Below are 12033 nucleotides of genomic sequence, written 5' to 3' on the forward strand. Positions count from 1 at the left end.
TCAGCCCCCGGCAATCGCCTGAAACAGCAGAATAGTGTCGCCCTCGCGCAGCAGGTAATTGCTCCACTGTTCGCGCGGGATAATGGTTTGGTTAACGGCCAGCGCAGCACCTGCTTTGCCCTGCTCAAGCTGAGCCAGCAGGGTGGCGAGCGTCATACCTTCCGTACATTCCAGAGGCTCATCGTTAAACTGAATGCGCATCGCGACCTCCGCAAACAGGGCAGGTCATCGATTTTTGCATCGCCAGCGTGCGCCAGCTGTGCTGTCGGGCGTCAAAGAGGCGAAGAGAGCCGGTTGCAGGCACCATGCCGGTAAGCAATTTGATGGCTTCCAGCGCCTGAAGCGTACCCATCACGCCCACGACCGGGCCGATAACGCCAGAGGTGCGGCAGTTGCGTTCGGGTTCACTCTCATCAGGCCAGACGCAGCGGTAACAGCCATGTTCCCAGGGCGGGGTTAGCACCATCATCTGGCCGCCAAAACCTACGGCGCTGGCGGCGATCAGCGGTGTATTCGCGGCCACGCAGGCGGCGTTGACCGCCTGCCGGGTTGCCATATTGTCGCTGCAATCCAGCACTACATCGGCTTCGTTTACGGCCTTCACCAGCGAAGAGCCCGCTAGCCTTTCTACCAGCGGCACAATGTTTACGCCAGGATTCAGGCGCTGCAAATGCTGGTGGGCGACGGTAGATTTAGGGCGATCGATATCTTCAGAAGTGAACAAAATCTGGCGCTGGAGGTTGCTGATATGCACCGTGTCATCGTCCGCGATGATAAGTTTGCCGACGCCCGCGGCGGCGAGATACAGCGCAGCAGGCGAACCTAACCCGCCAAGGCCGACGACCAGCACGGTGCTGGACAGCAGTTTTTCCTGCCCTTCAATGGCCACATCCTCCAGCAACAGCTGGCGGCTGTAGCGCATAAAATCCGCGTCATTCATCGCCGGTTCCTGCCAGTTCGAGTAATTTCGCCGTGGCAGCACACCAGTCCGGAGCCTGAGTAATCGCGCTGACGACGGCAACGCTGCCAACCCCGGTCGCTAAAACGGCAGGTACTCGATCGATACTTATCCCGCCGATGGCAACGGTGGAATAGTCGCCCAAAGTTTGAATGTGTTCTGCCAGCTTATTCAGTCCCTGAGGGGAAGAGGGCATCTGCTTGGTTTGGGTGGGAAAGACATGGCCCAGCGCGATGTAGGACGGATTAGCGCTTAACGCGCGATCCATTTCCATGTTGTCGTGGGTAGAAAGCCCAAGGCGAAGCCCGGCTTCGCTTATCGCCGTCAGGTTAGCCACGTCCATATCTTCCTGGCCGAGGTGCACGCCGTAGGCGCCATGTTTGATGGCCAGTCGCCAGTAGTCGTTGATGAACAAGCGGGCGTTATAGCGCTCACCCAGCGCAATAGCTGCGATGACGTCGGCTTCGACTTCTTCGTCATGCTTGTCTTTAATACGGAGCTGAATAGTTTTGACGCCCGCGCCCAGCAGACGTTCGATCCATGCCACGCTGTCGACGACCGGGTAAAGGCCAAGCCTGCGTGACGTGGCTGGAAATGTGAGTTTTGACATTATGCTTCCTCCTGTCTGAGATAAATTTCACCGCCCCGGGCGCGAAAGTCCTGGGACATCTCTTCCATACCTGCGTCTATCGCCTGTTTTGCGGCGTAGTCCCGCACTTCCTGCGTGATTTTCATTGAGCAAAATTTAGGGCCGCACATAGAGCAAAAATGTGCGACTTTGCCGGATTCCTGCGGCAGGGTTTCATCGTGGTAAGCGCGAGCGGTGAAGGGATCGAGCGCCAGGTTGAACTGGTCTTCCCAGCGGAATTCAAAGCGTGCTTTGGACATCGCGTTATCGCGGATTTGTGCGCCAGGATGACCTTTGGCCAGGTCAGCGGCGTGGGCGGCAATCTTGTAGGTAATCAGCCCCTGTTTAACGTCCTCTTTGTTCGGCAGGCCAAGATGCTCCTTCGGCGTCACGTAGCAGAGCATGGCGCAGCCAAACCAGCCGATCATGGCGGCGCCAATGCCGGAGGTGAAATGATCGTAGCCCGGCGCGATATCGGTCGTTAGCGGGCCGAGGGTGTAGAAAGGCGCTTCGTGGCAATGCTCCAGCTCTTCGGTCATGTTGCGGCGAATCATCTGCATCGGCACGTGGCCCGGGCCTTCAATCATCACCTGGACGTCATACTCCCAGGCGATTTTGGTCAGCTCGCCCAGCGTATGCAGCTCGGCAAACTGCGCTTCGTCGTTGGCATCCTGTATTGAACCGGGGCGTAAACCATCGCCCAGCGAAAGTGAAACGTCGTAGGCGGCGCAGATCTCGCAAATCTCGCGGAAGTGCTCGTACAGGAAATTTTCCTGATGATGGGACAGGCACCACTTCGCCATAATCGACCCGCCGCGCGACACGATGCCGGTCAGGCGTTTCGCCGTCATCGGCACGTAGCGCAGCAGCACGCCCGCGTGAATAGTGAAGTAATCCACGCCTTGCTCTGCCTGTTCCAGCAACGTGTCGCGGAATATTTCCCAGTTCAGGTCTTCGGCGATGCCGTTAACCTTCTCCAGCGCCTGGTAAATCGGCACCGTGCCAATGGGCACCGGGCTGTTGCGCAGGATCCATTCCCGCGTTTCGTGAATATAGCGGCCGGTCGAGAGATCCATCACCGTATCGGCACCCCAGCGGGTGGCCCACACCAGCTTCTCCACCTCTTCTTCAATAGAGGACGTGACCGCCGAATTGCCGATATTGGCGTTCACCTTCACCAGGAAGTTGCGGCCGATAATCATTGGCTCTGATTCAGGGTGGTTGATATTGGCGGGAATAATCGCTCGGCCGGCGGCGACTTCATCGCGCACGAACTCCGGCGCGATGTTTTCCGGCAGCCTTGCGCCGAAGCCTTCGCCCGGATGCTGGTGGCGCAGGACCTCATCGCGGATGCGTTCGCGCCCCATATTTTCGCGAATGGCTATGAACTCCATCTCCGGGGTGACAATGCCTTGCCGGGCGTAATGCAGCTGGGTGACACATTTTCCCGCCGCCGCCCTACGGGGCGCTAGCTGAGTTTCAAAGCGCAGCTCGTCCAGGCCGTCGTCGGCCAGACGTGCTTTTGTATAAGCTGAGCTGCGTTCATCCAGCGTTTCGCTGTCACGGCGTTCGGCAATCCAGGCGCTGCGAAGAGGGGAAAGTCCGCTTAACACGTTTATAGCGATTGCGGGGTCGCCATAAGGGCCAGACGTATCGTAGACGGGGACAGCATCGTTCGGCTGATATTGAGGAGTATCATTGTTGCCGCCGGTGAGCGTCGGGCTGAGCTGAATTTCCCGCATTGGGACGCGGATATCTTCGCGTGATCCGGTCAGATAGATGCGCCGGGAGTTGGGGAAGGCGGTGCCTTCAAGCGTATTGATAAAGTGTTGGGCGGCTGCACGCTGTTCGCGTCGGCCCGGTTTTTTTTCAGATGCAGACATAGCTCATTCCAGGTTTCATCAGGATATGGCTTGTCAGGACAACGGAAGGAGTAATGGATATGGGCCGCCCACAAACGGGTGCACCAAAGAAAGAATTACTCTTGTTCCCTTCGCAGGTTCTAACCTGATCAGGTTCCGCGGATCCCGAATTAACGGTCTCAGCCGGTGCATAACGCACTCGGCACTCCGACAAGAATGATCCCACCTCGCGGTGGGAAAGTTGTAAATTACTCGTTAATAGCTAACAACTCAAGCTGGACTTGCCAGCCCGGCCGCATCGCTGGCGCTGCCGTCCAGGTTGTTATCGATAGCCAACAGGACTAACTTATCTTCAAGGGTGAAGCGGGCCTCAAGGCACTCGCCTATCTCCGATAATGCCTGCTGAAACTCGACCCAGCTGTCGCGGCCGATGGCGTTTTCGAGATGCGAGTCGTAGAGGTCCATTATCTGTTGGGTATTGGCTTCCAGTTGAGGATAAAGCTGTGCCGCGCTCAGCAGCGGGCTGCCGCCTTCCAGGTTGCTGATAATGCGCTCGTAAATACTAAAATGGCCGGAAGAGAGATAATCCACCAGGCCGTGGCAAAAATTATCTAACGCTTTTTCGTCGAGCGCGGTGTGGGATTCCTTGTTAGGCTTGATCCCGACCATGTTGTAATAGGCAACCAACAGGTGTTTACGAGCCTGAAGCCACTGGTCAACTAACTCATTACTACCACCAACGCGCTCAGTCAGATTGGCTAACTGGTTCAGCATGATTGAGACTCCGTGAGTTAAAAGATTGAACGCAAACTAACCCAAAAAAGTAAAAACTAATTGTTTATATCAGTGAACACGGGGATGTGCACCAGGTTATGGAACGTGTTATTCAAAACTTAGATCATGGTTGGTGGATAGTCAGCCATGAGCAGAAAATATGGTTGCCGCAGGGTGACTTACCTCACGGCAGCGCCGCCGAATTTCAGCTTACAGGCTGCCACGCCCTGGACATCGGGGAATGGGAAGGCGAACCGGTATGGCTGATACGAGAACCGCGCCGCACGGACATGGGCTCGCTGCGCCAGCTGCTGGACCGTGATGTTGGCCTGTTTCAGCTCGCCGGAAGGGGTGTTCAACTGGCCGAGTTTTACCGCTCGCATAAATATTGCGGCTACTGCGGCCATGAAATGCACTTCAGCAAAAGCGAATGGGCGATGCTCTGCGGCCACTGCCGGGAACGCTATTACCCGCAAATCGCCCCCTGCATTATCGTTGCTATCCGTAAGGACGATCATATCCTGCTGGCTCAGCATACGCGCCACCGCAACGGCGTTTACACCGTGCTGGCCGGATTTGTCGAAGTGGGTGAAACGCTGGAGCAGGCTGTGGCTCGCGAAGTCATGGAAGAGAGCAGCATTCAGGTGAAAAACCTGCGCTACGTGACCTCCCAGCCCTGGCCTTTCCCGCAGTCGCTGATGACCGCATTTATGGCGGATTACCATAGCGGCGAAATCAAAATAGATCCCAAAGAGCTGCTGGATGCCGGCTGGTATCGCTATGACCAACTGCCGCTATTGCCGCCGCCGGGCACCGTGGCGCGCCGCTTAATTGAAGATACCGTTGCCCTGTGTCGCGCGGACTATGAATGATAGACTGCGGCGATACAGCTAAAGGAAAGGTAAAAATGACTGAACTGAAGAACGATCGTTACCTGCGCGCCCTGCAGCGCTTGCCGGTAGATATCACTCCGGTATGGATGATGCGCCAGGCCGGGCGTTATTTGCCGGAATATAAGGCAACGCGCGCTCAGGCGGGTGATTTTATGTCGCTGTGCAAAAACGCCGAGCTGGCCTGCGAAGTCACCCTGCAGCCGCTGCGTCGCTATGCGCTTGATGCGGCGATCCTCTTCTCGGACATTTTGACCATTCCAGACGCAATGGGGCTTGGGCTGTACTTTGAAGCCGGCGAAGGCCCACGCTTTAGCTCCCCAATTAAAAGCCTGGCCGATGTTCAAAAGCTGCCGATTCCAGACCCGGAAGGCGAGCTGGCTTACGTGATGAACGCGGTGCGCACCATTCGCCGCGAGCTGAAAGGCGAAGTCCCGCTGATTGGCTTCTCCGGCAGCCCGTGGACGCTGGCCACCTATATGGTGGAAGGCGGCAGCAGCAAAGCGTTTACCGTGATTAAGAAAATGATGTTTGCCGAGCCAAAAGCGCTGCATCTGCTGCTGGATAAGCTGGCACAGAGCGTGACGCTCTACCTGAACGCGCAAATCCGCGCGGGCGCGCAGTCGGTGATGATCTTCGATACCTGGGGCGGCGTGCTTAGCGGCCGTGACTACAAAGAATTCTCGCTTTACTACATGCACAAAATCGTCGACGGCCTGCTGCGTGAAAACGACGGTCGCCGTGTGCCGGTGACGCTGTTCACCAAAGGCGGCGGTCAGTGGCTTGAAGCCATGGCGGAAACCGGCTGCGACGCGCTGGGCCTGGACTGGACGACGGACATAGCCGACGCTCGCCGTCGCGTAGGTCATAAAGTCGCTCTGCAGGGTAATATGGATCCTTCCATGCTTTACGCTCAGCCTGCACGTATCGAAGAAGAAGTTGCCACTATTCTTGCCGGCTTCGGCCAGGGAGAAGGGCACGTCTTTAACCTGGGCCACGGTATTCATCAGGATGTTCCGCCGGAGCATGCAGGCGTCTTTGTGGAAGCGGTGCATCGCCTGTCGGCGCAATATCATCGCGCTTAAGGAAAAAGAGGGATGGATCTCGCAGCATTACGAGAGCAGCAGCTGGATCTGGCCGCAAAGGTGATCCGCGAGGATCGCCTTGACCAGGATCCGCCGCGTTTGATCGCCGGGGCCGATGTGGGGTTTGAACAAAGCGGAGACGTCACCCGCGCGGCCTTCGTTTTGTTGAGCTATCCGTCCCTTGATCTGGTTGAATATCAGGTGGCGAGAATGGCTACCGCCATGCCCTATATCCCCGGTTTTTTATCTTTTCGAGAATACCCTGCGCTGCTTGAAGCGTGGAGTATGCTTTCGCAGAAACCCGATCTGGTGTTTGTGGACGGGCACGGCATCTCGCATCCCCGCCGTTTAGGCGTAGCCAGCCATTTTGGGCTGCTGGTGGACGTGCCAACTATCGGCGTAGCGAAAAAGCGGCTGTGCGGAAAGTTTGAACCGCTGGGCGACGAGCCGGGCGCTCGTGCGCCGTTGATGGACAAAGGCGAACAGCTGGCGTGGGTCTGGCGCAGTAAAAAACGCTGTAACCCGTTGTTTGTTTCTACCGGGCACCGGGTGAGCCTCGACGGCGCGTTAACGTGGGTTGAGCGCTGTATGGCGGGCTACCGTCTGCCGGAGCCGACCCGCTGGGCCGATGCCGTCGCCTCCGGGCGTCCGGCCTTTAAGCGCCTGCAAGCAATTGGCAGGTGATTCAGGTAAACTGCCGCTAATTTTCCGTCTTTGAGACACCGTCATGTTACAGAACCCAATTCATTTACGCCTGGAGAAGCTCGAAAGCTGGCAGCACGTCACCTTTATGGCCTCTCTGTGCGAGCGTATGTACCCGAACTACGCCATGTTTTGCCAGCAAACCGGCTTTGGTGATGCCCAGCTTTATCGCAAGATCCTCGACCTGATTTGGGAAACCCAAACGGTGAAAGACGCCAAAGTGAACTTTGATAGCCAGTTGGAAAAACTTGAAGAGGCAATTCCTGCGGCTGACGACTATGATATTTACGGTGTCTATCCGGCGATTGACGCCTGCGTGGCGCTGAGTGAGCTTGTCCATTCTCGTCTCTCAGGTGAAACGCTGGAGCACGCAATCGAAGTCAGTAAATGTTCAATCACTTCGGTGGCGATGCTGGAAATGACTCAGGCCGGTCGTGAAATGACCGACGAGGAGTTGAGAGCAAACCCGGCGGTAGAAGAAGAATGGGACATTCAGTGGGAGATTTTCCGACTGCTGGCGGACTGCGAAGAACGCGATATTGAGCTCATTAAAGGGCTTCGTGCTGACCTCCGTGAGGCCGGCATCAGTAATATCGGTATAAATTTGCAGCAATAAGACAGTAAAACGTGACATACAGTCTGATTTGTCCTCCCTGGAGGCTTCCAATTAACCCCCCGTCTGGTCTACATTTGTGGGGCGAATAAAAGTGGCTGTCGGTGCGTGTATGCAGGAGAGTGCTTTTTATGCATTTCCGTCGCACTCGATGCTTAGCAAGCGATAAACACATTGTAAGGATAACTTATGAACAAGACTCAACTGATTGATGTAATTGCTGACAAGGCTGACCTGTCTAAAGCACAGGCTAAAGCTGCTCTGGAATCCACTCTGGCTGCAATTACTGAGTCTCTGAAAGAAGGTGATGCTGTACAACTGGTTGGTTTCGGTACCTTCAAGGTGAACCACCGTGCTGAGCGCACTGGCCGCAACCCGCAGACCGGTAATGAAATCAAAATTGCTGCTGCTAACGTGCCGGCATTTGTTTCTGGTAAAGCACTGAAAGACGCGGTTAAGTAAGTTAACGCGTGTCGGTGAACAGTTTTAACAGAGGGGCGTTTACGCCCCTTTTGTCCGTCTGGCGCCCACTACTGGCGCTGGCGGGTGCGTTAGTGCTCACGGCATGCAGCAGCAATAAACTCCCTCCTTTTACCGCCACTGGCTATGTTGCCGACCAGGGCGTAGTTCGCATCTGGCGTAAAGACAACGCCGATGAGTCCACCCACATACTTACCGCCTTTAGTCCGTGGCAGCACGGGGCAACTACCACCGGTGAATACCGCTGGCAGGGCGATAAGCTGACCTTTATCGAGCTCAATATTCAGGGTAAGCAGCCGGAGCATGTCAAAGTCCGCTTTGACGACCACGGTGAGCTGAGCTTTATGCAGCGCGAAGTCAACAGCCAGAAGCAGCAACTCTCCAACGATCAGGTCGCTTTGTACCAGTTCAATGCCAACCGTATTCGGGAAACAAGCGAAGCGCTACGCATTGGCCACGTTGTGCTGCGTCAGGGGCGTTGGCACCAGAACGGCACGGTAACGACCTGCGAAGGGGAAACGCTATCGCCTAAGCTTGATAGCGCCTCACTGAGCCACATCGCGCGTCGTCAGAGCAACTCTTCTCTCGACGTCAGTATTGCCTGGCTGGAAGCGCCGGAAGGTTCACAGCTGCTGCTGGTGGCGAACCAGAACTTCTGCAGCTGGCAGCCCAGGCCTGGCGATTTCTAGGCATAAAAAAACCGCTACGAGAGCGGTTTAGTCCGTACTGTCGATATTACTTCGCGTCTTCACGCGCAATGGCGCGGTAGCCGATATCCGAGCGGCTGAAGCTGCCATCCCAGTGAATATCTTTTTTCAGCTCCAGCGCGCGCTGCTGAGCCTTAGCAACCGTCTCGCCGAGTGCGGTCACGCAGAGAACTCGCCCGCCGTTGGTAAGCACAAGGTCATCTTCGCTGAGCTTAGTGCCGGCATGGAAGACCTTGCCGTCGGCCACTTCTTCCAGCGGCAGGCCGTGGATAACGTCGCCGTTGCGATAATCGGCCGGATAACCGCCCGCCGCCAGCACGATGCCCAGTGCCGGACGTTCGTCCCACTTAGAGTCTTTCTCATCAAGCTTGCCGTCGCAGGCCGCGAGGCACAGTTCGACCAGGTCTGACTGCAGACGCAGCATGATGGGCTGGGTTTCTGGATCACCAAAGCGGCAGTTGAACTCAATCACCTTCGGATTACCCTGCTTATCGATCATCAACCCGGCGTACAGGAAGCCGGTGTAGGTGTTCCCCTCGGCAGCCATACCGCGTACGGTCGGCCAAATTACGCGTTCCATGGTGCGCTGATGAACTTCATCCGTAACAACCGGAGCCGGGGAGTAAGCTCCCATCCCGCCGGTGTTCGGGCCCGTATCGCCGTCGCCAACTCGCTTATGATCCTGGCTGGTGGCCATCGGCAGGACGTGCTCGCCGTCAACCATCACGATAAAGCTGGCTTCTTCGCCGTCGAGGAACTCTTCAATAACAATGCGGTGGCCCGCATCGCCAAACGCGTTCCCGGCCAGCATGTCATTCACGGCGGCTTCCGCTTCTTCCAGGGTCATCGCCACAATAACGCCTTTTCCCGCGGCCAGGCCGTCGGCCTTAATCACGATTGGCGCACCTTTTTCACGCAGGTAAGCCAGCGCAGGCTCAACTTCGGTAAAGTTCTGGTATTCCGCCGTCGGAATGTTATGACGAGCCAGGAAGTCTTTGGTGAAGGCCTTCGAGCCTTCCAGCTGCGCGGCGCCTTCGGTTGGCCCGAAGATCTTCAGCCCGGCGGCGCGGAATGCATCCACTACGCCAATGACCAGCGGGGCTTCAGGGCCGACGATGGTTAAGTCGATTTTTTCGTTCTGCGCAAAACTCACCAGGGCCGGAATATCCGTGGCACTGATGGCGACGTTCTGCAGCGCAGGTTCCAGCGCGGTGCCCGCGTTACCTGGAGCAACAAAGACGGTGCGTACTAAAGGAGACTGAGCGGCTTTCCAGGCCAGCGCATGTTCGCGCCCGCCGTTACCAATAACTAAAACTTTCATCTATAAACGCTCCGGTAATTAATGGCGGAAGTGGCGCATATCGGTGAAGATCATCGCGATCCCATGCTCGTCGGCGGCGGCAATGACCTCTTCATCACGAATAGAACCGCCCGGCTGGATAACGCAGCTCACGCCAGCTTCGGCTGCAGCATCAATCCCATCGCGGAACGGGAAGAAGGCGTCAGAGGCCATGGCGGAGCCTTTCACTTCCAGACCTTCGTCACTGGCCTTGATGCCGGCAATTTTGGCGGAGTAAACGCGGCTCATCTGGCCGGCGCCTATGCCGATGGTCATATTGTCACGGGCATAAACGATGGCATTCGATTTAACGAACTTCGCTACCTTCCAGCAGAACAGCGCGTCATGCAGTTCTTGCTCTGTTGGCTGGCGTTTAGTGACAACGCGCAGATCGCCAGCGGTCACCATACCCAGATCGCGATCCTGAACCAGCAGGCCGCCGTTCACACGTTTAAAGTCGAGGCCGGCAGTGCGTTTCTGCCATTGGCCACAAACCAGGACACGAACGTTCTGCTTGGCTGCGGTTATCTGCAGCGCTTCTTCGCTGGCGGAAGGGGCGATGATCACTTCGACGAACTGGCGGGAAATAATCGCCTGTGCGGTTTCAGCGTCCAGCTCGCGGTTGAAGGCGATGATGCCGCCGAAGGCTGACGTTGGATCGGTTTTATAAGCCTGGTTGTAGGCTTCGAGCACGGAACCGCTAACCGCAACGCCGCAAGGGTTGGCATGCTTAACGATAACGCAGGCAGGTTCGTCGAACTCTTTCACGCACTCCAGCGCCGCATCGGTATCCGCGATGTTGTTATAGGAGAGCGCTTTACCCTGCACCTGGGTCGCGGTAGCCACGGACGCTTCTTTAATTTCTTCTTCTATATAGAAGGCGGCTTGCTGATGGCTGTTTTCGCCATAGCGCATATCCTGCTTCTTAATGAAGTTCAGGTTCAGCGTGCGCGGGAAGCGCCCGGCAGGATCTTTGCTCTCGCCGTGGTAAGCAGGCACCAGGCTGCCGAAGTAGTTGGCGATCATGCTGTCGTAGGCGGCGGTATGCTCAAAGGCTTTGATCGCCAGATCGAAGCGGGTTTCCAGCGTTAGCGATCCTTCATTAGCATCCAGCTCGGCAACGATCGCCTGGTAGTCACTGCTTTTTACTACGATCGCCACGTCTTTATGGTTCTTGGCGGCGGAGCGAACCATGGTTGGGCCACCGATATCGATGTTCTCGACCGCATCTTCTAAAGAGCAGCCTTCGCGAGCAACGGTCTGGGCAAACGGATAAAGGTTAACGACGACCATATCAATAGGAGAGATGGCGTGCTCCGCCATAATCGCATCGTCCTGGCCACGACGACCCAAAATGCCGCCGTGAACTTTCGGATGCAGCGTTTTGACACGTCCGTCCATCATCTCCGGGAAACCGGTGTAGTCGGAGACTTCGGTTACCGGCAGGTTTGCTTCAGCCAGCAGGCGGGCGGTTCCGCCGGTGGACAGCAGCTCCACTCCACGCTGGGAGAGGGCCTGAGCGAATTCGACGATACCGGCTTTGTCAGAAACACTGAGCAGTGCGCGGCGTACAGGACGACGTTGTGGCATGGTTTTATCCCTTGGCTTTGGTTCGCATATAGAAGAGCGTTAGCTGAATTTTAGTCTTCACCTTGGTTCTGGCGGCGCAGAAAAGGGAATTTAAGGAAAAGAAGAGACGAAAACTCAGCTAACGCCCCCATCGGGGGTGTCCATTTTATCGCGGTGCATTGTAGCGAAAACGTTTGCGTCACGCTCGCGAATTTTAAGTTCAAATCCGGATTGTGGATAAGTCTGTGTGCAAAAGGGTATAAGGCGGGGTTTTGCTGTGGAATGCAGCAGTCAGTCATTTTTCTGTCATTTTAGTGTTGCAGCGCCGGGAGAACTCCCTATAATGCGCCTCCATCGACACGGAACATGTGAACAACATCACAGAGTAACGGCGGCGATGAGAGTGAAAAATCCTGAAATTAAGGG

13 protein-coding genes and 1 riboswitch are annotated in these 12033 nt (G+C 56.2%); of the genes, 6 read left to right on the top strand and 7 right to left on the bottom strand.

Annotated elements, in window-relative coordinates; all coding sequences use genetic code 11:
* The 5 genes from thiS to ACE38U_RS21725 all read right to left on the bottom strand — a co-directional run bounded on the left by thiS (window position 1) and on the right by ACE38U_RS21725 (window position 4222).
* Window positions 1-201, bottom strand: coding sequence for a sulfur carrier protein ThiS (gene thiS / locus ACE38U_RS21705; protein ID WP_038476774.1), 201 nt, complete (start codon window positions 199-201; stop codon window positions 1-3).
* The gene (locus ACE38U_RS21710; RefSeq protein WP_375530510.1) at window positions 185-940 is read right to left on the bottom strand and encodes a HesA/MoeB/ThiF family protein; all 756 of its coding nucleotides are present in this window, start codon (window positions 938-940) and stop codon (window positions 185-187) included. Before ACE38U_RS21710 ends, thiS begins: the two co-directional genes overlap by 17 nt.
* On the bottom strand, window positions 933-1568 hold the full coding sequence (gene thiE / locus ACE38U_RS21715) for a thiamine phosphate synthase (protein ID WP_375530511.1): 636 nt from the start codon (window positions 1566-1568) through the stop codon (window positions 933-935). Before thiE ends, ACE38U_RS21710 begins: the two co-directional genes overlap by 8 nt.
* On the bottom strand, window positions 1568-3469 hold the full coding sequence (gene thiC, locus ACE38U_RS21720; protein WP_375530512.1) for a phosphomethylpyrimidine synthase ThiC: 1902 nt from the start codon (window positions 3467-3469) through the stop codon (window positions 1568-1570). The genes thiE and thiC overlap by 1 nt, the downstream gene beginning before the upstream one ends.
* A gap of 88 nt (window positions 3470-3557) precedes the next feature.
* Window positions 3558-3668, bottom strand: a riboswitch (TPP riboswitch).
* A gap of 50 nt (window positions 3669-3718) precedes the next feature.
* Window positions 3719-4222, bottom strand: a complete 504-nt coding sequence (locus ACE38U_RS21725) for an Rsd/AlgQ family anti-sigma factor (RefSeq protein ID WP_038476766.1) — start codon at window positions 4220-4222, stop codon at window positions 3719-3721.
* A gap of 98 nt (window positions 4223-4320) precedes the next feature.
* On the opposite strand from ACE38U_RS21725, the gene nudC reads away from it, so the two are divergent.
* The 6 genes from nudC to ACE38U_RS21755 all read left to right on the top strand — a co-directional run bounded on the left by nudC (window position 4321) and on the right by ACE38U_RS21755 (window position 8681).
* Window positions 4321-5094, top strand: a complete 774-nt coding sequence (gene nudC / locus ACE38U_RS21730; protein WP_176982780.1) for an NAD(+) diphosphatase — start codon at window positions 4321-4323, stop codon at window positions 5092-5094.
* 35 nt (window positions 5095-5129) lie between these two features.
* Window positions 5130-6197: a uroporphyrinogen decarboxylase gene (hemE, locus tag ACE38U_RS21735; protein WP_038476762.1), complete on the top strand. Its 1068-nt coding sequence runs from the start codon at window positions 5130-5132 to the stop codon at window positions 6195-6197.
* 12 nt (window positions 6198-6209) lie between these two features.
* Window positions 6210-6881 (top strand): deoxyribonuclease V, encoded by a 672-nt coding sequence (gene nfi, locus ACE38U_RS21740; protein ID WP_375530513.1) that lies wholly within the window; start codon window positions 6210-6212, stop codon window positions 6879-6881.
* 43 nt (window positions 6882-6924) lie between these two features.
* Window positions 6925-7515, top strand: a complete 591-nt coding sequence (locus ACE38U_RS21745) for a YjaG family protein (RefSeq protein ID WP_038476758.1) — start codon at window positions 6925-6927, stop codon at window positions 7513-7515.
* A gap of 186 nt (window positions 7516-7701) precedes the next feature.
* The gene (hupA, locus tag ACE38U_RS21750; protein ID WP_004097675.1) at window positions 7702-7974 is read left to right on the top strand and encodes a nucleoid-associated protein HU-alpha; all 273 of its coding nucleotides are present in this window, start codon (window positions 7702-7704) and stop codon (window positions 7972-7974) included.
* Window positions 7975-7988: 14 nt separating this feature from the next.
* Window positions 7989-8681, top strand: a complete 693-nt coding sequence (locus tag ACE38U_RS21755) for a DUF1481 domain-containing protein (RefSeq protein ID WP_176982777.1) — start codon at window positions 7989-7991, stop codon at window positions 8679-8681.
* Window positions 8682-8727: 46 nt separating this feature from the next.
* On the opposite strand, the gene purD is transcribed toward ACE38U_RS21755, so the two are convergent.
* Both purD and purH read right to left on the bottom strand, forming a co-directional pair.
* The gene (gene purD, locus ACE38U_RS21760) at window positions 8728-10020 is read right to left on the bottom strand and encodes a phosphoribosylamine--glycine ligase (protein WP_038476755.1); all 1293 of its coding nucleotides are present in this window, start codon (window positions 10018-10020) and stop codon (window positions 8728-8730) included.
* A gap of 18 nt (window positions 10021-10038) precedes the next feature.
* Window positions 10039-11628, bottom strand: a complete 1590-nt coding sequence (gene purH, locus ACE38U_RS21765; RefSeq protein WP_375530514.1) for a bifunctional phosphoribosylaminoimidazolecarboxamide formyltransferase/IMP cyclohydrolase — start codon at window positions 11626-11628, stop codon at window positions 10039-10041.
* Window positions 11629-12033 lie beyond the last annotated feature (405 nt).

Origin of the sequence: Cedecea selenatireducens, assembly GCF_042138895.1 — a bacterium.
GTDB classification, from domain to species: Bacteria; Pseudomonadota; Gammaproteobacteria; order Enterobacterales; family Enterobacteriaceae; genus Cedecea; species Cedecea selenatireducens.

Excerpts from the sequence above, each read along its gene's own strand:
- thiS (WP_038476774.1), bottom strand. The coding sequence starts at position 201 with ATGCGCATTCAGTTTAACGATGAGCCTCTGGAATGTACGGAAGGTATG.
- ACE38U_RS21710 (WP_375530510.1), bottom strand. The coding sequence starts at position 940 with ATGAATGACGCGGATTTTATGCGCTACAGCCGCCAGCTGTTGCTGGAG.
- thiE (WP_375530511.1), bottom strand. The coding sequence starts at position 1,568 with ATGTCAAAACTCACATTTCCAGCCACGTCACGCAGGCTTGGCCTTTAC.
- thiC (WP_375530512.1), bottom strand. The coding sequence starts at position 3,469 with ATGTCTGCATCTGAAAAAAAACCGGGCCGACGCGAACAGCGTGCAGCC.
- ACE38U_RS21725 (WP_038476766.1), bottom strand. The coding sequence starts at position 4,222 with ATGCTGAACCAGTTAGCCAATCTGACTGAGCGCGTTGGTGGTAGTAAT.
- nudC (WP_176982780.1), top strand. The coding sequence starts at position 4,321 with ATGGAACGTGTTATTCAAAACTTAGATCATGGTTGGTGGATAGTCAGC.
- hemE (WP_038476762.1), top strand. The coding sequence starts at position 5,130 with ATGACTGAACTGAAGAACGATCGTTACCTGCGCGCCCTGCAGCGCTTG.
- nfi (WP_375530513.1), top strand. The coding sequence starts at position 6,210 with ATGGATCTCGCAGCATTACGAGAGCAGCAGCTGGATCTGGCCGCAAAG.
- ACE38U_RS21745 (WP_038476758.1), top strand. The coding sequence starts at position 6,925 with ATGTTACAGAACCCAATTCATTTACGCCTGGAGAAGCTCGAAAGCTGG.
- hupA (WP_004097675.1), top strand. The coding sequence starts at position 7,702 with ATGAACAAGACTCAACTGATTGATGTAATTGCTGACAAGGCTGACCTG.
- purD (WP_038476755.1), bottom strand. The coding sequence starts at position 10,020 with ATGAAAGTTTTAGTTATTGGTAACGGCGGGCGCGAACATGCGCTGGCC.
- purH (WP_375530514.1), bottom strand. The coding sequence starts at position 11,628 with ATGCCACAACGTCGTCCTGTACGCCGCGCACTGCTCAGTGTTTCTGAC.